The organism is Enterobacter asburiae, assembly GCF_024599655.1.
GTDB classification, from domain to species: domain Bacteria; phylum Pseudomonadota; class Gammaproteobacteria; order Enterobacterales; family Enterobacteriaceae; genus Enterobacter; species Enterobacter asburiae_D.
The window spans coordinates 2,658,597-2,682,918 of record NZ_CP102247.1; the positions used below are offsets into that span (position 1 = coordinate 2,658,597).

24 protein-coding genes and 1 pseudogene are annotated in these 24,322 nt (G+C 52.8%); 17 read left to right on the forward strand and 8 right to left on the reverse strand.

Features of this window, described 5'->3' with window-relative positions:
- Positions 1 to 78: 78 nt before the first annotated feature.
- The gene (locus tag NQ230_RS12515; protein WP_032657499.1) at positions 79 to 405 is read right to left on the reverse strand and encodes a YnfA family protein; all 327 of its coding nucleotides are present in this window, start codon (positions 403 to 405) and stop codon (positions 79 to 81) included.
- A 152-nt stretch (positions 406 to 557) separates the two neighbouring features.
- Here NQ230_RS12515 and NQ230_RS12520 point away from each other — a divergent pair, with 152 nt between their 5' ends.
- Both NQ230_RS12520 and speG read left to right on the forward strand, forming a co-directional pair.
- On the forward strand, positions 558 to 896 hold the full coding sequence (locus NQ230_RS12520) for a DUF1283 family protein (protein ID WP_023335541.1): 339 nt from the start codon (positions 558 to 560) through the stop codon (positions 894 to 896).
- Positions 896 to 1,456, forward strand: coding sequence for a spermidine N1-acetyltransferase (speG, locus tag NQ230_RS12525; RefSeq protein ID WP_029739396.1), 561 nt, complete (start codon positions 896 to 898; stop codon positions 1,454 to 1,456). The genes NQ230_RS12520 and speG overlap by 1 nt, the downstream gene beginning before the upstream one ends.
- A 150-nt stretch (positions 1,457 to 1,606) precedes the next feature.
- On the opposite strand, the gene NQ230_RS12530 is transcribed toward speG, so the two are convergent.
- Positions 1,607 to 2,317: a YnfC family lipoprotein gene (locus NQ230_RS12530; protein ID WP_121423578.1), complete on the reverse strand. Its 711-nt coding sequence runs from the start codon at positions 2,315 to 2,317 to the stop codon at positions 1,607 to 1,609.
- Positions 2,318 to 2,421: 104 nt separating this feature from the next.
- Between NQ230_RS12530 and NQ230_RS12535 the strand changes: the two genes are divergently transcribed.
- The 6 genes and pseudogenes from NQ230_RS12535 to NQ230_RS12555 all read left to right on the forward strand — a co-directional run bounded on the left by NQ230_RS12535 (position 2,422) and on the right by NQ230_RS12555 (position 7,710).
- Positions 2,422 to 2,688 carry a DUF1161 domain-containing protein gene (locus tag NQ230_RS12535; protein ID WP_193939747.1) on the forward strand — a complete coding sequence of 89 codons (267 nt, stop codon included), beginning with the start codon at positions 2,422 to 2,424 and terminating at the stop codon, positions 2,686 to 2,688.
- 131 nt (positions 2,689 to 2,819) lie between these two features.
- The gene (ynfE, locus tag NQ230_RS12540) at positions 2,820 to 5,258 is read left to right on the forward strand and encodes a selenate/tellurate reductase subunit YnfE (protein WP_257257874.1); all 2,439 of its coding nucleotides are present in this window, start codon (positions 2,820 to 2,822) and stop codon (positions 5,256 to 5,258) included.
- Positions 5,259 to 5,351: 93 nt separating this feature from the next.
- Positions 5,352 to 5,966 (forward strand): Tat proofreading chaperone DmsD, encoded by a 615-nt coding sequence (gene dmsD / locus NQ230_RS12545; RefSeq protein ID WP_159514049.1) that lies wholly within the window; start codon positions 5,352 to 5,354, stop codon positions 5,964 to 5,966.
- Between the two features lie 152 nt (positions 5,967 to 6,118).
- A pseudogene (locus NQ230_RS22970) lies at positions 6,119 to 6,689 on the forward strand (hypothetical protein).
- A gap of 224 nt (positions 6,690 to 6,913) precedes the next feature.
- Positions 6,914 to 7,138 (forward strand): hypothetical protein, encoded by a 225-nt coding sequence (locus NQ230_RS12550; protein WP_121423573.1) that lies wholly within the window; start codon positions 6,914 to 6,916, stop codon positions 7,136 to 7,138.
- A 170-nt stretch (positions 7,139 to 7,308) separates the two neighbouring features.
- Positions 7,309 to 7,710, forward strand: a complete 402-nt coding sequence (locus NQ230_RS12555) for a hypothetical protein (RefSeq protein ID WP_121423572.1) — start codon at positions 7,309 to 7,311, stop codon at positions 7,708 to 7,710.
- A gap of 236 nt (positions 7,711 to 7,946) precedes the next feature.
- On the opposite strand, the gene NQ230_RS12560 is transcribed toward NQ230_RS12555, so the two are convergent.
- Positions 7,947 to 9,683: a SulP family inorganic anion transporter gene (locus NQ230_RS12560; protein WP_257257875.1), complete on the reverse strand. Its 1,737-nt coding sequence runs from the start codon at positions 9,681 to 9,683 to the stop codon at positions 7,947 to 7,949.
- Positions 9,684 to 9,853: 170 nt separating this feature from the next.
- Positions 9,854 to 10,279 (reverse strand): VOC family protein, encoded by a 426-nt coding sequence (locus NQ230_RS12565; RefSeq protein WP_257257876.1) that lies wholly within the window; start codon positions 10,277 to 10,279, stop codon positions 9,854 to 9,856.
- A 236-nt stretch (positions 10,280 to 10,515) separates the two neighbouring features.
- Here NQ230_RS12565 and NQ230_RS12570 point away from each other — a divergent pair, with 236 nt between their 5' ends.
- The gene (locus NQ230_RS12570; protein ID WP_233469899.1) at positions 10,516 to 11,064 is read left to right on the forward strand and encodes a hypothetical protein; all 549 of its coding nucleotides are present in this window, start codon (positions 10,516 to 10,518) and stop codon (positions 11,062 to 11,064) included.
- A 123-nt stretch (positions 11,065 to 11,187) separates the two neighbouring features.
- Here NQ230_RS12570 and NQ230_RS12575 read toward each other — a convergent pair whose 3' ends face one another.
- Positions 11,188 to 12,024: a MipA/OmpV family protein gene (locus NQ230_RS12575; RefSeq protein ID WP_159514045.1), complete on the reverse strand. Its 837-nt coding sequence runs from the start codon at positions 12,022 to 12,024 to the stop codon at positions 11,188 to 11,190.
- A gap of 203 nt (positions 12,025 to 12,227) precedes the next feature.
- Here NQ230_RS12575 and NQ230_RS12580 point away from each other — a divergent pair, with 203 nt between their 5' ends.
- The 3 genes from NQ230_RS12580 to oqxR all read left to right on the forward strand — a co-directional run bounded on the left by NQ230_RS12580 (position 12,228) and on the right by oqxR (position 14,910).
- The gene (locus NQ230_RS12580) at positions 12,228 to 12,905 is read left to right on the forward strand and encodes a response regulator (RefSeq protein WP_121423568.1); all 678 of its coding nucleotides are present in this window, start codon (positions 12,228 to 12,230) and stop codon (positions 12,903 to 12,905) included.
- Complete coding sequence (locus NQ230_RS12585) at positions 12,905 to 14,293, forward strand: sensor histidine kinase (protein WP_213820656.1); 1,389 nt, start codon at positions 12,905 to 12,907, stop codon at positions 14,291 to 14,293. The genes NQ230_RS12580 and NQ230_RS12585 overlap by 1 nt, the downstream gene beginning before the upstream one ends.
- Before the next feature lie 137 nt (positions 14,294 to 14,430).
- Positions 14,431 to 14,910 (forward strand): efflux pump transcriptional repressor OqxR, encoded by a 480-nt coding sequence (gene oqxR, locus NQ230_RS12590; protein ID WP_025760257.1) that lies wholly within the window; start codon positions 14,431 to 14,433, stop codon positions 14,908 to 14,910.
- Between the two features lie 67 nt (positions 14,911 to 14,977).
- On the opposite strand, the gene oqxB is transcribed toward oqxR, so the two are convergent.
- Positions 14,978 to 18,133: a multidrug efflux RND transporter permease subunit OqxB gene (gene oqxB, locus NQ230_RS12595; protein WP_023311530.1), complete on the reverse strand. Its 3,156-nt coding sequence runs from the start codon at positions 18,131 to 18,133 to the stop codon at positions 14,978 to 14,980.
- A 24-nt stretch (positions 18,134 to 18,157) separates the two neighbouring features.
- Positions 18,158 to 19,333: a multidrug efflux RND transporter periplasmic adaptor subunit OqxA gene (oqxA, locus tag NQ230_RS12600; protein ID WP_032657523.1), complete on the reverse strand. Its 1,176-nt coding sequence runs from the start codon at positions 19,331 to 19,333 to the stop codon at positions 18,158 to 18,160.
- 336 nt (positions 19,334 to 19,669) lie between these two features.
- Between oqxA and NQ230_RS12605 the strand changes: the two genes are divergently transcribed.
- The 3 genes from NQ230_RS12605 (at position 19,670) to NQ230_RS12615 (ending at position 20,721) form a co-directional block, all read left to right on the forward strand.
- Positions 19,670 to 20,020 carry a helix-turn-helix domain-containing protein gene (locus NQ230_RS12605; RefSeq protein ID WP_029739383.1) on the forward strand — a complete coding sequence of 117 codons (351 nt, stop codon included), beginning with the start codon at positions 19,670 to 19,672 and terminating at the stop codon, positions 20,018 to 20,020.
- Positions 20,021 to 20,093: 73 nt separating this feature from the next.
- Complete coding sequence (locus tag NQ230_RS12610; protein WP_257257877.1) at positions 20,094 to 20,411, forward strand: YebG family protein; 318 nt, start codon at positions 20,094 to 20,096, stop codon at positions 20,409 to 20,411.
- A gap of 94 nt (positions 20,412 to 20,505) precedes the next feature.
- Complete coding sequence (locus tag NQ230_RS12615) at positions 20,506 to 20,721, forward strand: DUF6500 family protein (RefSeq protein ID WP_159514042.1); 216 nt, start codon at positions 20,506 to 20,508, stop codon at positions 20,719 to 20,721.
- Here NQ230_RS12615 and NQ230_RS12620 read toward each other — a convergent pair.
- Positions 20,710 to 21,756, reverse strand: a complete 1,047-nt coding sequence (locus NQ230_RS12620; RefSeq protein ID WP_257257878.1) for an NAD(P)/FAD-dependent oxidoreductase — start codon at positions 21,754 to 21,756, stop codon at positions 20,710 to 20,712. The two genes, NQ230_RS12615 and NQ230_RS12620, sit on opposite strands and share 12 nt — an antisense overlap.
- A gap of 342 nt (positions 21,757 to 22,098) precedes the next feature.
- Here NQ230_RS12620 and NQ230_RS12625 point away from each other — a divergent pair, with 342 nt between their 5' ends.
- On the forward strand, positions 22,099 to 22,674 hold the full coding sequence (locus NQ230_RS12625; protein ID WP_213329499.1) for a hypothetical protein: 576 nt from the start codon (positions 22,099 to 22,101) through the stop codon (positions 22,672 to 22,674).
- A 186-nt stretch (positions 22,675 to 22,860) separates the two neighbouring features.
- A complete protein-coding gene (locus NQ230_RS12630) occupies positions 22,861 to 24,030 on the forward strand; it encodes a hypothetical protein (protein WP_257257879.1) in 1,170 nt (389 codons plus the stop codon).
- Positions 24,031 to 24,322 lie beyond the last annotated feature (292 nt).

Sequence of the window (24,322 nt, forward strand, 5' to 3'; positions counted from 1 at the left end):
GGAAATTTACCCACCAACCCTACTACCATACAAGTATAATGATCGTGAAATCAGCTAGCGATCACAAAACCCGGGGGCTCAGGCGCGCCCCCATCCCGCCACAATGATCAGCATACCGCACAGGGCAACCAGCGCGCCGGCCCAGTCGTACGCGCTGAGCTTGACGCCATCCACCACGCGTAGCCACAGCAGCGCGGTACAGACATAGACACCACCGTAAGCGGCATAGACGCGGCCGCTGGCAGCCGGATGCAGCGTTAGCAGCCAGACAAAGAGAGCCAGCGCGACGCTTGCCGGGATGAGCAGCAATACGGATCCCCCCTTCTTCAGCCAGAGCCAGGGCAGGAAGCAGCCGATGATTTCGCATAGCGCGGTAGCAAAAAAAAGCAGCGTCGTTTTGAGCATAGTTAACGTCAGGTGAGGATCTATTTAGACATCATACCCGATAATGTCCTTTACTTTTCCATGCCCGCTCCGCGGGTATGCCGTCATTTCTCTTTGGTGTAGAATCTGTTCGGGGTAACTTGATTATCTGCACCCATTTAAAAGGAAACGCTATGACCACATTAAGCAAACGCCTTTGTCTGACAGCCCTGCTGGCGCTGTCATCGTTCGCCTTTGCCGCCTCTGCGACAGCGGAAACCAGCAAGCTCATTATTGAGTCTGGTGACAGCGCGCAAAGCCGTCAGAACGCCGCCATGGACAAAGAACAATGGAATGACACCCGTAACCTTCGTCAGAAGGTCAACAAACGTGCTGAAAAAGAGTGGGACAAAGAAGATGTCGCTTTTGACGCGCGCGATAAGTGTCAGCAAAGTGCAAACGTCAATGCCTACTGGGAGCCAAACACCCTGCGCTGCCTGGATCGCCGCACTGGCCGCACGGTAGCCCCGTAATGTCGGCGCCCTGCGACATTAAACTCCGTCCGCTGGAGCGTGAAGACCTGCGCTTCGTCCACCAGCTCGACAACAATGCCAGCGTGATGCGCTACTGGTTCGAAGAGCCTTACGAGGCCTTTGTTGAGCTGTCCGATCTCTACGATAAGCACATTCACGATCAGAGCGAACGTCGTTTTGTGGTGGAGTGTGAAGGCGAAAAAGCCGGACTTGTGGAGCTGGTTGAAATCAACCATGTTCACCGTCGTGCGGAGTTTCAGATCATTATTTCCCCTGAGCATCAGGGAAAAGGCCTTGCCTCACGGGCAGCGAAGCTGGCAATGGATTATGGGTTCAACGTTCTGAATCTCTACAAGCTCTATCTGATTGTGGACAAAGAGAACGAGAAAGCGATCCATATCTATCGCAAGCTGGGCTTTATGGTGGAAGGCGAGCTGGTTCACGAGTTCTTTATCAACGGTGAATACCGCAATACCATTCGCATGTGCATCTTCCAGCATCAGCATCTGGCCGGGCACAAGCCGTCAGGCGCCAGCCTGCTGAAACCTACCGCGCAGTGAGAGTGATGCCCCCCATTGCGCTGTTCTTGCCGGGTGGCGCTGCGCTTACCCGGCCTACATGGTGCAAGAATATCAATATGTTGCACGCTTCATTGTAGGCCCGTGCAAGCGTAGCGCCGCCGGGCGAAACGCACAAAATGCACTTTCCTCTCAATAATATTCAATCGTGTTTTTAATGGTGTACTTGCGCTCAACGGCAGGTTTAACGCTGTCGTCGGTGATCGTCAGATCGCAGCTCACCGGATTATTGTGTCGATCGTAATCGCAGCTCTGCTTGACGTTGCCCATCGGCTTGTCATTCAGCATGCTCACCGCCGAGTAATCCATCCTTTTGCGAACATCTTTAGACGGCGTCGACTGGACGGACAGGTGCTGATCGCCGGAGACGGTGGTTTTGCCCAGCGGGTAGCCATCCGCATCGTAGCGATACTTCACTTCCATCTCTTTGCCGTGCGCCGCCACCACAAAACCGTTGTCGTCGGTATCCCACGTCACCCCGGCTGACGGCAGTTCGGCCAGCTGGCATTTCCCCTGGAGCTTCACTTTGCGCTGCTGGGTTTCCGCATCAAGGTAGTAATTGGCATCCAGCACCAGCGCCACGCCGGTGTTGGCCTCCAGGTCGTGCAGCTCCAGCGTATCGAAACACCCTTCCGTCGACACGGTGCCGGTAACCCGTTTGGACACTTCGCCCTTATCGTTGAACAGCGTCTGGGTAAAGTCTTTAACCGGGCCGCGCAGAGGATCGAAATCAAATTCGTTTGAAAAACTCGCCATCTCGGGCGTAAACGACAGCGGCGCGGAGCTGTTGTCGCACCCCACCAGTGTTGCTGCCAGTAGCGTTATCGCTGCGTATTTCTTCACATTTATTACCGTAAAGGGAGATTATTCCCAATCATATTAGCAAATACAGTTGTTTACACGAAGCCTGCTAAAATTAATCTCTACACAGAGAAAAGGAGCAAGAGATGAAACGGTTACCCTGGATTACCGCCCTGCTGTTAATGACTGCCTCAACGGCCGCGCTGGCGGCACCGGATTCCTGCGAACGCGTGAAAAGCGACATTCAGCAGAAGATTATCAACAACGGCGTACCTGAGTCAGGTTTTACGCTGAGCATTGTGCCGAACGACCAGGCCGACCAGGCGGGCACGCAGGTAGTGGGCCACTGCGCCAACGACACGTTTAAAATTTTGTACACCCGTACAGGCAGCGGGGCTGCTGAAGCTCAGTAATTTACCCTCAATCCCCTTTGATTTGATGAGGATTAAGATCTAATACCTCCAAATAAGTAACACTCACCCCATCATTAGCCCGGTTATCATTTCGGGAAAAATAATACGCAATTATAATGATGGGGTGAGCCATGTCCGATACTGAACATCACGGCGGAATTAGCCGTCGAACTCTCGTGAAATCAACGGCTATAGGTTCTCTGGCGCTTGCCGCTGGCGGGATCTCGCTTCCTTTTGGTTTAAAAAGCGCCGCCGCGGCGGTGAAGAACGCCGTCCAGCCTGCTGAAGATAAAGTGGTGTGGGGCGCCTGCTCGGTCAACTGCGGCAGCCGCTGCGCGCTGCGTCTGCACGTCCGCGACGACGAAGTGTACTGGGTCGAAACGGACAACACGGGCGAGGATATTTACGGTAACCATCAGGTGCGCGCCTGCCTGCGCGGACGTTCAATTCGCCGTCGGATCAATCACCCTGACCGCCTGAACTACCCGATGAAACGCGTGGGCAAACGCGGTGAGGGCAAGTTTGAGCGCATCACATGGGATGAGGCGCTGAACACCCTCACCGCCAGCCTGAAAGACGTGGTCGACAAATACGGCAACGAAGCGGTGTATATTAACTACTCCTCCGGCATTGTCGGCGGCAATATCACCCGCTCCTCCCCTTACGCTTCGCTGGTGGCGCGCCTGATGAACTGCTACGGCGGTTTCCTGAGCCACTACGGCACCTACAGCACGGCGCAAATCGCCTGCGCCATGCCCTACACCTACGGCAGCAACGACGGGAACAGCACCTCGGATATTGAAAACACCAAACTGGTGGTGATGTTCGGCAATAATCCGGCGGAAACGCGCATGAGCGGCGGCGGGATTACCTATTACCTGGAGCAGGCTCGCGAGCGGTCCAACGCGCGAATGATCGTTATCGACCCGCGCTATACCGATACGGCAGCCGGACGTGAAGATGAGTGGATCCCGATCCGTCCGGGTACCGATGCCGCACTGGTGGCGGGTATTGCCTGGGTATTAATCGACGAAAACCTGGTCGACCAGCCGTTTCTGGATAAATACTGCGTTGGCTATGACGAAAAAACGCTTCCGGAAGGCGCGCCCGCTAACGGCCACTACAAAGCCTATATTCTCGGCCAGGGGGATGACCACACGGCGAAAACGCCGGAGTGGGCCTCACGCATCACCGGCATTCCGGCGGATCGCATCGTCAAGCTGGCCCGCGAAATCGGCTCCGCGAAGCCGGCCTACATCTGCCAGGGCTGGGGACCACAGCGCCAGGCAAACGGCGAGCTGACGTCCCGCGCCATCGCCATGCTGCCTATCCTCACCGGAAACGTAGGCATCAACGGCGGTAACAGCGGCGCGCGTGAGTCAACGTATACCATCACCATCGAGCGTATGCCCCTGCCGGATAACCCGGTCAAAACGCAAATCTCCTGCTTCAGCTGGACGGACGCCATTGCCCGCGGGCCGGAGATGACCGCTCTGCGCGACGGCGTGCGTGGGAAAGATAAGCTGGACGTGCCGATTAAGTTCATCTGGAACTATGCGGGCAATACCATCATCAACCAGCACTCCGATATCAATAAAACCCACGATATCCTGCAGGATGAGAGCAAGTGCGAAATGATTGTCGTCATCGACAACTTCATGACCTCGTCAGCGAAGTACGCCGATATCGTGCTGCCGGACCTGATGACAGTCGAGCAGGAAGACATCATTCCGAACGATTATGCGGGCAACATGGGCTACCTGATTTTCCTTCAGCCCGTGACCGCACCGAAGTTCGAGCGTAAGCCTATCTACTGGATCATGAGCGAAGTGGCGAAACGCCTCGGGCCGGATATCCATCAGAAATTCACCGAAGGACGCACGCAGGAACAGTGGCTCCAGTTCCTGTATGCCAAAATGCTCGCAAAAGATCCTCAGCTTCCATCCTATGACGAGCTGAAAAAAATGGGCATTTATAAGCGCAAAGATCCGAACGGACACTTCGTGGCCTATAAAAAATTCCGCGAGAACCCGGAAGCCAATCCGCTGAAAACGCCATCGGGCAAGATTGAAATTTATTCCAGCAAGCTGGCGGAGATTGCGTCCACCTGGGAGCTGGCAAAAGATGAGACCATCAGCCCTCTGCCCGTCTACGCATCGACCTTTGACGGCTGGGACGCGCCCGAGCGCGCGCAGTTCCCGCTGCAACTGTTCGGTTTCCACTTCAAAGCCCGGACCCACTCGAGCTACGGTAACGTCGACGTGCTGAAAGCGGCCTGCCGCCAGGAAGTCTGGCTTAATCCTGTCGATGCCGAAAAACGCGGCATTAAGAACGGCGATACGGTGCGCGTCTTTAATAGCCGCGGCGAGGTGCGAATTGAAGCGAAGGTCACGCCACGCATCATGCCCGGCGTGAGCGCCATGGGCCAGGGTGCCTGGCACGATGCCAATATGAGTGGCGATCGTATCGACCACGGCTCATGCATCAACACGCTGACGACCCATCGTCCTTCTCCGCTGGCAAAAGGCAACCCGCAGCACACCAATCTGGTGCAGATTGAGAAGGTATAGAGGGTGAAACGCGAGACCCTGGTTTATTCTATGGTAAGTATTATCGGTTAACACAGTCGCGCGGACGTCATCCGCGCGAGCAAGGAAAGTTTAATGAAAGATGTCTCACATCGTGAATCGTTCGCGTTCAGCGCCCGCGTACTGGGCGCGCTGTTTTACTTCGCTCCCGACAGCGAGCAGGCCGCGCCGCTGGTGAAAGCGCTCACCGCGGGCGAATGGGTTCAGGACTGGCCCCTGCCATCGGAAACGCTGCTGCCCGTTGCCGATACGTTTGCCTCATCATCCGATGAACCGCTGACGGACGCCTGGCAACGGCTGTTTATTGGCCCTTACGCCCTGCCCGCCCCGCCGTGGGGCTCCGTCTGGCTTGACCGCGAATCCGTGCTGTTTGGCGACTCGACCCTCGCGCTGCGCCAGTGGATGCGGGAGAACAGTATCGCTTTTGAGATGCAGCAGAACGAGCCGGAAGATCACTTTGGTACGCTGCTAATGCTCGCGGCGTGGCTGGCCGAAAATGGCCGCGAAGCGGAGTGCGATCAGCTTCTGGCGTGGCACCTGCTGCCGTGGAGCACCCGCTTCCTGTCGGTGTTTGTCGACAACGCCGGGCATCCGTTTTATACCGCGCTGGGCAGGCTTGCACAGCTAACGCTCGCGGACTGGCGATCCGGGCTGCTTATTCCGGTTGCGGAAAAGACGCTGTATCGCTAAGGCGGGAGGCTTGCTCGCGAGTGGCGGGCAAGCTGCAGTCAGAAGATGACGTTTAAAAATTCATATCGAAACATGAGTCATATTAAGATAAATAATATATAATGGCCTTACGTAAAAAATTACGCTATTTTTTGATACATACAAAATAAAAAATGACTGAAAACCATCATTCCGAAAATAAATTTAAAAGGCTATTCATAACGGCTATAACATTTGTCATTTTAGGCGCATGGTTCTGGTATATGGCATGGGCATCAAACATCTCCGACAATACCATTTTGCAAAAATCGATTCCTGAATGGATAACGTATATTTCTATTGGAGCATTGATTGGAGCGCTTTTTGTTATACGTGCTTTTTTTTGTGCACGCTTTTAACCAAACCTTAAAATATTTTTCCAATACTTTCTTATGTGGTTTTTGGCTTGGGTTTGTATTGAGCTTAAATTGCTATGATATTTATGTCTATCTCTTCCCGGACAAAATAATTGGCTATGAATCTGAATATGAGGTTGTCTTTCCGGGGCCTTCGAGAGGTAAGTATAGCCATTGTGAAGCGGGTCTCTGGTTAAAAGATCAGAACACTCACAGATGGATACAGCTTTGTACCAACAAAGAATATCTGCACAGCCACCGTAAACAGGGAATGACAGGGGTATGGGTAACGGCTCGTGTTAATAAAATTGGGACTTACATCGTGAAGTATGAATTTATTTATTTGTAGTCGCCATTTTTATTGCGCCGGTGAAAATGAATGGTACTCAAGTTTAGCTCATAGCTGTCAGCCATACAGATTGTGCATTCACAGCGGAGCAACATGCTATGGGCAGGATCCTCTTAGAATCCAGTCAGGACAAAATCGTCCTCATCCCCCTACATTTAGTGGTAGATACGTGACGGTTATTACCCTATTCTGCTTTTACCAGCGAGCAAACCGGAGTCATTTTAGTGGATACTCCCATACTTCAGAAAACCATCATTATCTTTGTTCTCATCCTGTGGGTAATAAATGAGGTCAGGGGAAAGAAAAAAAAGCGTTATGACTCCGCTATTGCAGAGGCTAATGCCAGAGAACGCCATGAATGGCGCTATCTCAGATGGGGCTGGCAGGCAATACAAGTGGCAGCGGCAGTGTATATCTTTGTTCAGCTGATTCAGTTTTTACTGAGATAGATGCCACAAGCATGAACGACAGGAAAGGAACATCTCACTGTTCAGGCCGTCAGTAGTTGAGCCTCGGTGTTAGGTGTTGTGAATGTTTTCTGCGTGCAATAAGCGGCTGTTGCCAAGCCCACGCCAGATAGGTTTAACTATTGCATTCCCAATTGAAATGAACTCCACACATGAAAATACGATTGTTACTGATTATATTGCTCATCACTTCCCAGTCATGGGCAAGTGAACTTTCCCCAAGAGAGCAAGCTAAACAAATGGCTGAAGCAGCATGCTTATACCAATACAATGTCATCTACTCTCGCTTTACTTTAGGTTTTTCTGAGGAAAAAGCAGTTCAGGCGTCGTCTAAAATACTCACTAATTATATAGAGAGTCATAAAGAGAACGCAGGTGATTTTTTTCTATCATCGATTCGTAAAAGTACAATTGCACAGTTACGGGAGTTAGAAGTAAATAAAGAGACAGTGCGGCAACTAAGAACGCCTCCACCAGACTTTAAAAATAAATTTTTATCCTCTTGCAATCAAATGAAAACAGAGCAGTTGGAAGCCATGCATGTTTTTGATTAAGTTAAGCATACATACTTATATGCTTTTTTAGGGGCATCACATTTGTTATTTTTTCCCGACATTCGTACCAGACTTATTTCTCCAAAACCTGTTTTTTTTCGCTTATGAGGGGAAAGTACAGTCCATTATCAGGGTATTGAAGTCGACGATGCGTTAGAGATCACTGAATCGATTGATGTCTAAGGCGGTCAGGACTGCAACCGCAGTCCTGTTCCGGAAGCAGGAATTTTTAGCCTTTAACCAGGGTTTGGTTGTGCATTACCATCTGATTCCCCCTCACTCGCACTCTCTTTGCTCTGAATGAACCGAAGTGCGAGATAGAGGTCTGGTGCCAGGATCATGTCATCATCATTCATCGTTGGCCGACTCTCTTTAAACCAGCGTGTTAATTCCGTTTTCCTGCCCGCAAGGATTAATTTAATCTGTCGCCCCTTCAGGTCACGCTTTAACTCATTAATGGTTGCCAGAACGCTGATGTCTGAATAGGTGAAGCAAGCAACGGCATCAATGACCACCCATTTGGGTTGTAATGCCGCGCCATCAACCAGGTTCAATACCCGGCGTTTAAAATAAGCCACATTAAAATAGGTCAACGGTGAGTTAAATCGATACATCAGCACGCCCGGGACCATTTTAATATCGGTTGTATTGCCTAATGAGTGAATCATTCCATCTTCGTCAGTGCCCAACAAGTGCTCAGAGGGACGAAACACTGTACGAAGGAACTGTAGCAGCCCAAGCAGCACCGCAAGACCGATCCCCTGGATAACGCCGATAATTAACACACAGCCAAAGGTGAAAAAGGCCAGGCGAAATGCCTGTTTATTTCTGCGCCTCAGGTTCCATAGCCCACGTAAATCAATCAATGACCACGAAGCATACATTAGAACAATACCTAATGCAGATACCGGAATAAACTGTAACGGCTGAGTGAAAAATACCACTACGATACCGATGAGTAAGGCTGCGACTATGGAAACCAGCTGGCTTTTCCCACCCACTGAATCATTAACCGCGGTCCGGGAGTCGGCTCCACTGATAGCGAATCCCTGAGATAACCCAGACATAATATTCGCGATACCCAGCGCTCTGAACTCTGCATCAGCATTGATTTCATAGCCATTTTTAGCGGCAAAACTGCGGGCGGTCAGCATCAGGCTGACAAAACTGACTAAGGCCAGGTTCAGCGCCGGGATCACTAAATCACGCATCGGACCGGGCTGGAACGCTCCCCAGTTAACGACGGGTAAACCAGGCTCGAAGCCATCTCCCCCAATCGTGGCGATACCATACTGTTGCGCAGATGTTCCCCACACCAGAACCGTTGTCAGCACAATGGCAATCAACGGTGCCGGCCAGTGGCTGCGATACGTTTTGATAACCATTAAAATAATTAACGTTAAAAGTGATATCCCTATAGTTAATAAATGGCTGTCGGAAAGTCGGCCTGGCAAGGCCATTATTTTCTCAATAACCTCCGCTTCATCCAGCTTAACGCCCAAAACCTTGCCTAATTGCCCGACAATGATCGTCACGGCTACGCCATTAAGTAAACCCGTAAGAATGGGATGAGAAAGCAGATCGGCAAGTGCGCCCAGGCGAAATTTACTGGCAAGCAGGCACCACCCGCCCATCATCAACGTCATGATGATTGTTAGTTGCCAGTGCAGTTCGGGATTACCTGCAGAAAGAGGAAACACGACGGCCGCAATCACCGCGCAGGTCGTGGCATCAGGGCCAACAATAAGCTGACGTGAAGAACCAAACAGCGCATACGCTATCATCGGTAAAACGCAGGAATACAGCCCCACTATTGCACCTACACCTGCCAGTTCAGCATACGCAATAGCGACGGGTAGCGCGACCGCCGCAACGGATAACCCTGCTTTAACATCCTGTTTTAGCCAGCTTTTATCGTAGGCTAACAAATTTTGTAAACCTGGCATGTAGTTTAATAAAACTTTTCCGAACACGTTATTCTCCGGATATAAATATTACCCGCGTTATGTTGGCACACTTCTCAGTGAGGTTCTGGCTTTCAAATGCTCCGGATTAAGACTGCCACTGTTCAGAATTTAATAACAGTTCAACTATTTTTTATTCTGACTGCTGTTAAACATAGTTCAAAAACTACCGCTTGTGACTATTCCTCGTCCGTGAACGTATCGGCTTCAGGATAATAATGCTGACAAACGCATGCCAGTTTATGGCCGTCAGGATCGCGCAGATAGGCAACATAAAAATCGGGGCCGTACGCGGTTCGTGTCCCTGGCTCGCCTTCACTCTTCCCTCCCGCAAGGAGGCCTGCGGCATGGAACCGTCTGACAAGGTCCGCGTTATATGCACGGAATGCGAACATGGTTCCGTTTCCCGCCGTTGCAGGATGCCCGTCAAAAGGAGGGCAGATACAGAAGCTGAAGCCTTCATCGGGATTATTTTCATCTCCCCACATTGCCCAGTCCTCTGTCCAGGCAGGCAAACGTGAATAGCCAAGCACGTTAAAAATAGCGTCATAAAACGCCACGGCGCGCTGAAGGTCATTTGTACCTATAGTGATATAAGTCAGCATCTTGTTTCATCCTCTTTGCCGTTTATCTGAACAGCGATTATACCTCAGAGGCTATGATTCAAGGGGCCATAAAAAGGCTGTTTTTGACCATTGCAGAACCTATTCTGTAAGGTCATCTCAGCCCTCCACCTCGTGACGTGAATATCTCGAGTTTTCGTATGTATGCTAAAATTTATCCAGCTGAAGACCGAAGAACAGTCCTTAAAATTTCAGTACGTTAGGCAAAGCGAGCGAATATGGATAATATTCCACATAAGCAGACAGTTCGGAAAAGATGCCCCAGATGGCTGTGGTGCGGAAGTTTTTATCTGGTTACATTGCATTGCTCTGCAGATGAAATAAATCTGTATTCAATAAACACTGGCTCATACGTTTATCATCTGACGCATAATCACGGACAATACACGGAGAACTTTGAAAATAAGTTTGTTTCCGTGGAGAGAAAATTCTCGGACACGTCGAAATACAGTCTTGTGCTAGGCACAATGAAAAATAGTTTTAATGACAGATGCCTGGCTGCCGGGGTTAGAAGAGACTGGGCTGGATGGGATAACGGTTGGGTTTTTAAAGGAATCTATGGATATGTAGGTGAATTTTTCTTTGATACTTTCGATGATTGTGGTGACCATGGTTCATACCATGATTTTAAAAAAGTAACTGGGATAGGGTTCTCTCCTTACATATATCATGGATTCCAGTATAATTTTACGTCTTATTTTGGAATGGATGTGGGTATTATCATACCTTCCGTGTTTGTCATTACGGCACAATGGAGCTTTAGATAAATCCGTCAACCGTGTGTGCAGTGCTGTAAATGTCTGCAAAGGGAACCGCCCCGCCATCTCAACCGGAGCGGCTTTAATTACCGCAAGTGCGTGCTCAAAATATTAAGCCACCGCAGCCCACAATCAAAAACTGTACGTCACCTTTAAACTCCCCGTGGGCGACGTTTTACGCTGCACAATGGGGCTATCACCCGCATCCCCCGTGAGCTGCGTAACGCCTGCTGAGGCAAGCACGCTCCAGCGCGAGGTGAGCTTGTGGGTCCAGTCCAGATTCATCGACCAGGCATAAATCCCCGCCCCGGCGTCATGTCGGGCAAATCCCGATGAGCTCGACTGCGCGGCGCTGACCCCGTAGTAGGTCTGCATATACTTGTCAGATCCCCAACTGCCGGTCAGCGCCAGCGTCACCTCATTTTTTGGTGAGGTATAGAACGGGCTGGAAATGCCGAAATGCACCGCTTCACCGTTATCCCTCTCAGAAACCGGTACCTCAGCCTGCAGCTGTAGATGAAGCCAGTCTGTCACCTTGTATTCCAGCCCGGGCACAACGATTGCCGAGCCTTTTATCTCGCCCATCCCGCGCAGCTCGTCGCTGCCGGAGCTGATGGAATCGCTGCTCACGTCTTTATCTTTCCGGCCAATTCGATAGCTCAGCGCGGCGCTGTAATCCAGGTTGCCGATGTTGTTGCCGTAACCGATCCCTCGCGTGGTGCCGATAAAAAAGCCGTTTGCCATGGCGTAATCCACCACCTGAGCCGCGCTGACGCGGGTTTTATCTGAACCCGAGTAGCGCGGCGCGACGTCCACGCCGCCCCCCAGGGTTATGACGTTACCCTGGCTCTGTTCTGCCGCCAGTACGGGCGTGGCCAGTAACGCCATAACGACGCCCGGCACGATGTTTTTCAGGCTGCGGCCCGAGAGTAAATGGGGGAACGTATGACGCAGTTCGATGTTTCTCATTACAGAAGCCCTTTTGGATTCAAATGATGACGATGCATGCGGTTAACCGCCAGAACGCCCATTCTGAATACCGACCCTAAGGTTCTGATGAGCCGAATATGAAGAAATACTGAAGCGCGAGCAGGTGCTGTAAACCGGACAGGTTTCCTGATACCGTTTTTTTCTTAAGATGTTCTTCATTCACGGTTGATACAGTTACCAGTGTGAAAATTCTACTAATCGAAGACGACCTGGATCTCGGCAATGGCGTACGTATCGCCCTCTCAGATCAAGGTTTTGACGTCATATGGGTTCGCCGTAAAGAGGATGCGCTGCATCAGCTGGACGTCTGCGTGCCGGAACTTATTTTGCTCGACCTGGGGCTGCCCGACGGCGATGGCATGAGCCTGATGACGCGTTTGCGTCAGCAGCTCAAGGGGATCCCGGTCATCATCCTGACGGCGCGAGGCACGCTGCAGGATCGGCTTTGCGGGCTGGATGCGGGTGCGGACGACTATCTCGTCAAACCTTTTATTCTCGCCGAGCTGCTGGCGCGAGTCAGAGCCCTGGCGCGGCGCAGCTACGGTTTCGAGAATGAGGCGATAGAGATTCGAGGCCTATCGCTTCATGTCCCGACGCGTCGCGTGACGGTGAGCGCGCGCCACATAGACCTGACGGCGAGTGAATACGCGTTGCTAGAAACGCTGATGCTGCGCGCGGACCGCGTAATTACGCGACGGTTTCTGGAAGAACGGATATTCGGCAACAAAGAGAACCTCAGCAACGCGCTCGACGTGCATATGGGGAATTTGCGGCGAAAGATCGGCGACGGCTATGTGCGAACGGTGCGGGGCGTCGGGTATGTCATTGATACCGTCTCAGTCCAGAAGGTGACCGGTTAATGCAAAACGTCTGGTACCACCTGAGACGCCCAACGCTGGTACGGCGAATTATTATCGCCCAGCTGCTGCTGCTTACCCTGCTGTGGTGTCTGTTTTTAACCTTCATTCTGTGGGAGGATCTGCGCAGTCCTCCCATCCTTACGGGCAGTCATACCTACGACACCCTTTTTACCCTGGTCGAGCGGATGGACGAACACCCGCAGGATCGCACCGCCGTGCTGGAAGCCTTCAGCAAGGCGCTGCGTGAGGGCTATGGCGGCGGCGAGGATCCCGCGCTGTCAATCAACTTCATCGTGCGCAAAAATAACGCGATTATTTTTTCATCGCCTGGCGCACCAACGGGGGTAACCAACACCCGGTTTGGTGAAATGCAGCGTGTTCAGAGCGACGGTCGTACCTGGACCAGCCGAACCCTTAAATCCGCGCATTCCGACGTGGAGGTCACCCTTTTCACCCCGGCCGGCGGCTGGAACTTCTTTATCTACCTGAACTCGCGCGGCTACTACATCATGCCGCTGTTGGTCTGCTTCCCTTTTCTGCTGTTTCCCGCGTGGCTGTCAATCCGCATTGCGATGCGCCCCTGGAACAAGGTGGTCAATGAAATTACGTTGCGCACGCCTGACGATCTCTCTCCCTTAAAAGCCGTTCCCAGGCACAGGGAGCTTCGCCAGATGGTGGATGCGATCAACGACTTCCTTGCCAGGGTGCGTGAAAGCGCGGAAAGGGAACGGGTTTTCATTGCGGATGCCGCACACGAGCTGCGCACTCCCCTCGCGGCGATGCGCATCAACGTGGAAGCGCTGCAGTCCTGGGTCATCAGCGAGAGCCAGCAGGAGCTGCTTGCGGGGGTGATTCGCAGCAACAGCCGGGCTGCGCGCCTCGTCAACCAGCTGCTGCTGATGATGCACAGTGAAGCGCGCATAGATACGGACCTGGAGCCCGTGGCGCTAACGACGCTCATTCAGGAGCGAATGGCCGAGCTGGAACCGCTGGCGTCTGCGCGCAGGATTGAGCTGGAATTCTTCGCCGAGGATGAAATCTGGATCTCAGGCGTCAGGGAACGCCTGGTGTCGCTCGTTGACAACCTCATTGAGAACGCCGTGAAGTACAGTCCCGAGGGCGGGCGGATTCAGGTCGATGTTCGTCCATTAGGTGGCTTCGCGCGCCTTCGCGTTTCCGATGCAGGGCCCGGTATTCCGGCTGAGCTGCGGGAGCGCGTGTTCGACCGCTTTTTCCGCGACCCCAATCAGGTGCAAAGCGGGAGCGGACTGGGGCTTGCCATCGTCAAAGCGGTGGCGCAGCAGCACAGCAGCAGCGTAAACCTGAGCACTTCCACAGAAGGTGGTCTCATGGTGACGGTTGACTTCCCGGACCGCACGTTTAGCTAAACCAGAACAGGGTGTTTGATCGCAAATGCCGCAGATTGCTTCAAAATAATTACCGTATTTGTTATATTGTTGTTTATTGCTTATTCACCTCTGCGGTGCCAAAAAGAACAAGATTCACCGCAACCCAGGATACAAAAATGTTAGATTACCGCTTCCCGACAGCTTTGCAGATGGTTCTCAGCGTAGCGATGGCGGAGCAGTTGGGCGAACGTTCGACGAGTGCGATCCTGGCCTACGGCCTGGAAGCAAACCCGAGCTTCATCCGCAAATTGATGGTTCCGCTGACGCGTGACGGCATTATCGTCTCAACGCTTGGCCGTAACGGCTCAATTCATCTTGGTCGCCCGCCGGAAGAGATCACCCTGCGCGACATCTACCTTTCGGTTATCGAAGATAAAAAGCTGTGGGCGTCGCGCCCGGACGTACCGGCCCGCTGTGTGGTCAGCGCTAACGCCTGCTGGTACTTCAAGTCTATCTCCGAAGAAGCTGAACAGGCATCGTTAGCGGTATTAGCCCGCCATACCGTGGCAAGCGCCCTGGAGGCGGTTAAAAACGCCGACAGCAGCGGATGGGATCCGCTCCCCGACCTTATTGCCCAGTATCAAAAAACGTCGTAACGTTTTTCCTGATGCGAAAAAAAACCGCCTTCACAGTGAAGGCGGTTTTTTATTATCGGCAACGTCCCTACGCAGGCAGAACGTCCCTTTCCTCTTTTTTCCCGCGCGTCACGAACTTACGCAGCGTCACGTAAAACACCGGCGTCAGGAACAAACCAAAGAGCGTTACGCCCAGCATCCCGGAGAAGACCGTGATCCCGGTAACGCCGCGCACTTCTGCGCCCGCGCCGTGACCGAGGATCAGCGGAATTGTCCCGGCAATAAAGGCGATGGAGGTCATCACAATCGGGCGTAAACGCAGGCGGCACGCCTCCAGCGCGGCTTCCATGATGCCTTTGCCCTGAATTTCCAGCTCGCGGGCAAACTCCACGATAAGAATCGCGTTTTTACACGCCAGCCCCATCAGTACCACCAGCCCTACCTGCACGAACACGTTGTTATCGCCACCGGTCAGCCAGACGCCAAACAGCGCTGAGAGCATGGTCATCGGCACGATGAGGATCACCGCCAGCGGCAGCGTCCAGCTTTCATACAGCGCCGCCAGTACCAGGAACGCCAGCAGCACCGCGACCGGGAAGACGATCAGCGCCGTATTGCCCTGGGTGGCCTGCTGGAAGCTCAGATCCGTCCATTCAATGTTCATCCCGTTCGGCAGGATCTGCTTAGACATGGCGTCCAGCTGCGTCATCGCCTGCGCAGAAGAAAGCACGCGCGGGTCGGCATCGCCAATCAGATCCGCCGCCGGGTAGCCGTTGTAGCGAATCACCGGATCCGGCCCGTAGGTGGTCGTGATTTTCACCATGCTGCCAATCGGCACCATTTCGCCCTGGCTATTGCGGGTGCGTAAATTCGCAATGTCTTCCACGCTGTCGCGGAACTGCCCGTCGGCCTGCGCCATTACGCGCCAGGTACGCCCGAACTGGTTGAAGTCGTTCACGTACGACGAGCCCAGATAGGTTTGCAGCGTACCGAAAAGATCGGTCAGCAACACGCCCTGCGCTTTCGCCTTATCACGGTCTACCTGCACGTCCAGCTGCGGAACGTTAGCCTGGTAGGTTGAGATCGGGAAGTGCATTCCCGGCGTCTGCATAATCGCACCGGACATGGTGTTTACCGCATTTTGCAGTGCGCCATACCCCAGACCGCCGCGATCCTGGATGTACAGGGAATAGCCCGACCCCTGACCCAGCCCTAAAATCGGCGGCGGCAGGATGGAGAAGCCAAAGCCTTCCTGAATTTGCGCGATTTTCGCGTTGATCTCCGCGTTAATTTCCGCCGCAGTATGTTTACGCTGGTCGAACGGCTTCAGGCCGAAGAACACCGTCCCGGTATTCGGCGTGTTGGTGAACTGCAGCGCGTTCAGCCCCGGGAACGCAACCGCGTAGTCCACGCCTTCGGTATTCATCCCGATTTCGCTCATTTTGCGGATCACCGCATCGGTGCGCGCCAGCGATGAACCTTCCGGCATTTTCACGCCGCCAATCAGGTAAAGCTTGTCCTGCGTCGGAATAAACCCGCCGGGCACCGCTTTAAACATGACGCCTGCGGCACAGAGCAGCAGCAGATACACCACAAATACCGAGCCGCGTCGTCCCAGCGTTTTGCCCACCAGCCCCTGATAGCCGTTCGAGCTGCGGTGGAAAAAGCGGTTAAACGGACGGAAAATCCAGCCGAACAGACGATCGATAAGCCGGGTCGGGAAATCTTTCGGCGCGCCGTGCGGTTTTAACAGCAGCGCCGCCAGTGCCGGAGAGAGCGTCAGCGAGTTAATGGCGGAGATGACCGTGGAAATCGCGATCGTCACCGCAAACTGCTTGTAGAACTGCCCGGTAACGCCCGAGAGAAACGCCATCGGCACAAACACCGCGCACAGCACCAGCGCAATCGCGATGATCGGCCCGGACACTTCGCGCATCGCCTGATGCGCCGCCGCAAGCGGAGCGAGCCCCTCTTCAATGTTTCGCTCGACGTTTTCCACCACCACGATGGCGTCATCCACCACGATACCGATGGCCAGCACCAGCCCGAACAAGCTCAGGGTATTCAGCGAGAAGCCCAGCAGGTAGAGAATGCTGAAGGTACCCACCACCGACACCGGCACCGCGATCAGGGGAATGATCGACGCGCGCCAGGTTTGCAGGAACAGGATCACCACCAGCACCACCAGCACGACCGCTTCCAGCAGCGTTTGCACCACCGCGCGGATGGAGTCGCGCACGAAAACGGTCGGATCGTAAGGTGCCGCCCACTTCATGTCCGCCGGGAAGCGCGTGGACAGTTCGTCCATTTTCGCACGCACCGCGTTAGACAGATCGATGGCGTTCGCCCCCGGCGACTGGAAAATACCAATCCCGACCGCGTCTTTATTGTTCAGCTGGGAACGCAGCGCATAGCTGCCGGACCCCATTTCGATACGCGCCACGTCGCGCAGGCGGACGACCGTACCGTCCTGCGTCGTTTTCAGGACAATATTGCCAAACTCTTCTTCGGTATGCAGACGCCCCTGGGCGTTAATGGAGATCAGGAAATCGCTCTCTTTCGGCAGCGGCTCGGCGCCAAGCTGCCCGGCGGACACCTGCACGTTCTGCTCCTGCATCGCCGTGACCACATCCGAAGCGGTCAGCCCGCGGGCCGCTACCTTGTTCGGATCCAGCCAGACGCGCATTGCGTATTCACCCGAGCCGAAAATCTGGATCTGGCCGACGCCGGGCAGGCGCGCCAGCTCGTCCTTCACCTTCAGCGTGGCGTAGTTACGCATGTACAGGGAGTCATACTTGCCGTTAGGCGAAAACAGATGCACCACCAGCGTCAGCGTCGGGGACTGTTTCTGGGTGGTAATACCCAGGCGCCGCACGTCTTCCGGCAGACGCGCTTCGGCCTGCGCGACGCGGTTTTGCACCTGAACCTGCGCCTGATCCGGGTCGGTTCCCGGACGGAAGGTGACGGTGGTTACCAGCACGCCATCGGAACCCGCGACGGACTTCATGTACATCATGTTCTCAACGCCGTTGATCGCCTCTTCCAGCGGCGTCGCCACGGTCTCGGCAATCACTTTCGGGTTGGCGCCCGGGTACTCCGCGCGCACCTGCACGCTAGGCGGCACGACGTCAGGGTATTCGCTCACCGGCAGCAGCGGGATGGCGATTAACCCTGTGATAAAAATCAGAATCGACAGGACCGCGGCAAAAATCGGCCTGTCGATGAAAAAGCGGGAAAAGTCCATGGGTTGGATTCTCAGGTCAAGGGATCAGTTGAGGGCGCTGGCGGCGGTCATGGCAACGGTTTTCGCGTTAACCGGCATACCCGGCATAAACACTTTTTGTAACCCCTCGACGATGACTTTATCGCCAGGGTTCAGCCCCTGCCGCACGATGCGTAAACCGTCTGCCAGACGGCCCGGCGTGATGTCACGACGCTGCGCTTTCCCCTCTTTATCCACGATATAAACGTATTTACGATCCTGATCGGTCAGCACCGCTTTGTCGTCGATAAGCGTGGCTTTGAACTCCGCGCTGCCCGGCAGGCGCACGCGGGCAAAAAGTCCCGGCGTGAACTGACGCTGCGCGTTATCCAGCAGCGCGCGCATACGGATGGTACCGGTGCTCGGCGTTAGCTGGTTATCCAGGAAGTCCACTTTGCCCTGATGGGGATAGCCCTCCTCGCCCGTCAGGCCAATCTCAACCGGAAGCGCCGTGTGATTGCTGGACGCCCCCTGCCCGCTGCGGGCCAGATTTTGGTAGTGAAGGTAGGTCGACTCGTCCACGTCAAAGTAGACGTAAACCGTTTTCTGCGAGACCAGCGTGGTGAGGACACTGGCGGTGTCGCCCGCAGTCACCAGGTTCCCGCTGGTGATCAGCGCCCGGCTGGCGCGACCGTCGATAGGCGCGGTGACTTTGGTGAAGTCCAGGTTGAGCTGCGCGGCGTCCACTGCCGCCTGCGCGGCGCGAATATCGGCCTGCGCCTGAGTGGCGGCCGAACGACGCTGCTCCCACTCTTCGCGGGAAACAACGTTGGTATTGACCAGCTTATCGGTACGGTTAGCCTCGCTTTGTGCCAGGCTGGCCTGCGTTTTGGCTCTCGCCAGGTTCGCCTGCGCCTGTTCCAGTGCCGCGCGATAGGTTCGGTCATCAATCGTGAACAGCACCTCGCCCTTCTTCACTTCCTGGCCGTCGGTGTAATTCACTTTATCAATGTAGCCGGAAACGCGCGGACGGAGCTGAACACTCTCCACCGCTTCAATCCGGCCGTTAAAGCTATCCCACTGGCTAATGGATTTCACCACCACGTCAGCAGCGCTGACGGCAGGCGCGGGCGGCGCGGCATTTTGCGCGACGCTGTTATCGCATCCGACGAGCAGCACGGAGAGCAACATGACCCCCAGCGCGTTCAGATGATAGTTACCCCAGGTTTTTTGCAGGCTCATTATTTTTATTCCGGTAATTGTCGCCGCCGGGCAAGACGCAGCAGGAGGCACCGCGCCACTTCCTTTGTCCGGTGGCTGTCTTAAGGCCATTTGTGTCGTTCATCGCCACAAAACTGTAACAGTTGCGAATACACTATCGCGGCGATTGTAGGAAGGCGCTTAACTAAGTGCAAGAATAATTGTTGCACTTTATGTGCTATTTGAGCGGATGTGAAAAGACCCGTTTCGGTCAAGGTTTTAAATGCAACAATAAAACTTGCAATTAATACAAAAACGCGCCACCTTTTAATGCAACAGACAAAGATACTTTTATATTGGCAGCGTGGGGGTAACCAGATGAACACTGGCGCATTTATGCATGATTTACTCGACTGGATTGACAACAACCTGGATAGCCGTCTGGACATTGAGTCCGTCGCCAGGCGATCCGGCTACTCAAAATGGCACCTCCAGCGCCTGTTTAAAGAGCATACGGGCTACCCCCTCGCCGGGTATATTCGCGCGCAAAAGCTGCAAAAATCGGTTGAGCGCTTAACCCGCAGCGATGAACCGATTCTGAACGTGGCGATCGCGCTGGGCTTTGACTCCCAGCAGTCCTTCAACCGCAGCTTTAAGCGTCAGTATGGTCAGGCGCCTGGGGCATGGCGGCGGAGCATGGCTGGCCCGGAAACGCAGCAGCTACGCTAGCAATATATATTTTGCTGCAACGTCGATCTGTTGCTGATATACTGTACATAAATACAGTATAGCGAGGTGCACGATGGCTGTTGAGACAAAATTTGTTGTCGTAAGAAAAGGTGAAGAGAAAATGACATTTGCCAGTAAGAAAGAGGCTGACGCTCACGACAAGCTGCTCGATATGGCAGACGCGTTCACCGACTGGCTGTTGCAAAGCGGAATGCAGATGGATGAAACGCAGGCTGAAAATCTTGGCCTGTATCTCGCCGAGCAGAAAGAGACCGTGCAGCATATTCTGCGTACCAGCAAGCTTCCCGATCTCCATGCCCCAACTGCAGCGGATAAAACTGAATCAGATGCGGCTGACATGAAAAAAATCAGGGCTGTGAAAGCGGCCTGATTGTCAGAAAAATCATCACCGACCCTGGAGCCGTAAGCAGCCATCTGCTTGCGGCTTTTTTTAGCCAGAATATGTAAAGAGTAAAGGAGATGACGTGCGGCAAGGAATGAAGGAAAAAATCATCCGGATCTGTGATGCGAAAATTGCCTCTAAGGGAAGCGATGTTGGGCTTTCGTTTTATGCTTTTTTTGCTAATAAAAATGACGATCCTGAACTGCTTATGGAAGTAGCGCACTGGTGGATTATGGAGATGAAACTGGACCATTTTGAAAAGGCTGAAAAGATCAGAAACCTCGTCTCAGCCCTTTAATACGCTAAAGCGGGATGGCCGGTAACATTGCGGGATTTCATCGCTCTGACCGTCGCATAATTCTTCACAGACCAGTCTGCCAATCGTCGCTGCGCACGTCACGGCTGGGTGCATAGAGGCGACGTATACCGTTCTGCTCTCATCAGCAAAACCAAGAACGGGATACCCATCCTGAATAACAGGACGCTCTCCTGTTGAGTACTGGATGAGAGCAGCCGACTCTGCGCCCGTGATCCTGCCTCTTACCGCGCGTTGTGCAGCCTCCGCCGTTTCTCTGACGTTGCCGTTTGCCGGGTAATCTTCTGCGGCTAACAAATCCCCGTTGTGCACTTGCCGAACCTCAATATCATCACCGGAGAGGATCGTGTTGACCACGTTCCAGGAGGCCGCAAAGCGCAGCAATATGGCCGGTGATGACAGAACCGGAACATGAAAATCCATCTTCTCAGTCAGCGCTGGAATACCTGTACCGCATGCCAGCACGACGCAATCTGCATCCAGTTTCCCCCGAGAGGTCAGGACGCCTGTCACCTTCCCCTTCGTTATGCAAAGACCCGTAACGGTTGTTTGGGTATTTAGGACGACGCCCTTCTCACAGGCTTTGTCGAGCAATAGTCGCGTTGCGCTGACGGCATCAATAGCACCATCTTTTGCAGCATAGCGGGCCTCTGAGGGAGGATTGTTCAAAGCCGGTTCAAGGCGGGCAATCTCCGCCTTGTGGAGGAGACGTTCGTCCTGCAGGCAGGACCCGGATGCCGCGCCGTAGGTTAACGAACCGCTCCATTTAATGTGAAGTTCCGGTATGCGTTCTTCCAGCCTGTGCCAGTCCGCAAGTGCAGCTCGCCGGATAAGCACGTCAGCCGCCTCATCCTTCACCACACCGGTCAGCCAGCCAAACGCGCAGCCGGTTGCACCTGACGCAGGCATATTCTGTTCAACGAGGGTGACGTCAAATTCACTGTGGGCGAGATGCCATGCGATGGATACGCCAGTGATCCCAGCACCTACGACGACAATCCTTTTTTTATGGATCACAGTGCCCTTCTCCTGTGTGGGGAACATGTTTATGCGATGATGAGAAAGTAACCTCTTACAGGTTATTTTGTAGAATTGCAAAATTCGTGGGTGCAGTGGTTTAGGACGACAGATTCAGAGATTTGTTTCTCACTCATGAGCGACCTTATGGCCTCGTTTTATGTCCGCTTGGTGCCAGAAGCGGAAGTTAGAGTGTCGGAGACTATCTAATAGCGGAACGGTTGTTTTGCAAAGATGTTAACGCTGATATTAAGATAGTAATGGGGGACGCTCAATTTGCACCGGATCGTCTCAACGAAGCCATCCACTTGCGCCTCTTAACAACAAGGATTGAAAGACTCTATGGAAAATAAATACAAACATGACCTTCACGAAATTCTTTGTTTGAAAACGTTTGGTGAATCTTTCGAGGCTTATCGCGTTGATGATTATGACAAGATGATCATTGAGTGGGCAGAAAGAGAGCTACTCTGCGGCAATAGTTCTGAATCATTGTTAATTTTAGCCTCCCTCAATTTAGATAAACGTCCTGATTCAGGTGAAATTGAGCGCTACCTTTATGCATATATGCTTGAACAAAACATCGTTATGCCCAGCATTAACGCTAGCGCAATGACGTGGCTAAGGATCAAAGCTTGGTTTCTGATGCATGCCGAGACTTCCAAAGAATTAGAGTTACGGCTGCATCAAATCCCTGCGTTTCACCCATCTCCGGGTTCTCGTATCCTCAGCAACATCGGCTGGCAGTTTTACCGCATATACAATGATCTCTATGATGATTGGGGGCCTGGCTACCCCTCTAAGGCCTCAGCGATGAGCGAAGCAGATATTCTTGATTTTGTGAAATGCCGCGTGAAACCTTTCTATCGTGTTCTCTGTAACTCCGATTGGGCCTGGGTTATGGCCCGAGCAGTATAAGCAAACTCATGACTGCAAAGTGCCAGTAACGGAAGTTGAACAACCATCTGTGCGATCAAAATATAACAATAGTTTGATGGAGGAGCGGGTATCACTACCTTAAAACATGATATCTAAGAGGGATTGATTGTTACCAGGAACCCAGACGAGATTTATCGTTGATGGAGCTAAGTTGAGATATCCGTTATGAAGAGATCAATAACATACAAAAATGATCGTATGCCAGCACCAAGAACAAATCACTTTACGCCTGAAGCGAAGCAGCGTGTTATCAATGGACTCGTTGCGACGGCTAAAGCTGACTTCGTATCTTTAGTTCACTGGCTGAAAACAGGTAAACAGAATGGTGAACCTATTCCGTTTGATAAATGCGAAAGTCTTCGAACCGCTATTCTTAATCTTGATACCCTTAAAGCTGGTGTACAAACCGACTGGAAGCAGGCGATCCAGTTGATGGAAAAAGAAATCAAAAAAAGCCATCAATTGGATACCTCAGTTCCTGTATCCTCGCAGCTTGTTATTGTTGTTCTGCGAAATCTTAATGATATCAGCGAGAAGATTGCTGCGGGTAAAGCTGTTCCCGAGATGCTTGGCAGGCTCGAAAATATGCAGCAAATGATTACCAACCTCAAGGGTAATGAGGGTCTGGTTAAAAGTATCAGCATTCTAACCCGAAGTGCACAGGATGCTTTGCGTGGTTATAGCAAGAATCAGTCAAAATCAAAAATCAGGAAACCTGAAAAAATAAATCCTCTCCTTCGTGATGAGCAATCCTTTCGGAGCGAGTGTGCCCCTCTGATCGGGGAAAGCGATATTTTCATAATCGCTAGTTGCCTTATTTCAATGTCGGCTCGATTGGGGCAGTCCCCTGTTAGCCTGGCTAAAAGAGCAGCCGCTTTAAAAGGTGTCATCAAAACTGAGCTTTTGCCCGAACTGCTGGATTTACTTCAGCAGGATGTAGAGTTGAATGCTTTAGTACCGCTCCACAGAGACAAAGATGACAATACTCGTAGTGATGGTGGTAAGCTTGTTGGATTGACAGGGGTCGTTGAGGGGGGCTCTTCTATCGGTGTGGAAGCGCAGCGCATTATTACCGCAGAACTTAAAAAGCTTGCGCATATCTCCGGAGTTCATCGCGTTTATCTGGATACAGCTCGTTTAGGACTGGCTTTGGAAGATGATACGTTTAGGGTTATTGAAGAGGTAAAACGTATCGCAGGGAAGCATAATTTGAGTCCATTATCGGTTGCGGTGTATTCGACTTACAAAACGCCAGGCATAAGACCGGAGATCGCCGGAGATGTTATTACTTTACTGGCACAGGATGAGGTTCTTTCAGCGACCGTCAGACGGTAACTTTATTTTTATTAGCTCCGATTTGTCCTGACATAGGTGTGGCGCAGGGTCGGACTCAATCTGACAGTCCGCTTCGTGCCAGGATCGGACCTTCTCTGCGAATGAACATATGCACTGATAGCTGACTACCCAAGTATTTTAGGGCACTCATTCAGCTTTAGCTGGAGCGCCCCCACAACCATCTGGTTGCTGGAAGCATTTAATGGGAGATGATGACTAAGCAAGGCACTGGCAATGCTTCTTTAGCGATCGCAATTATGTCGGTCACTCACCAATGGTTTACTGCATTCAA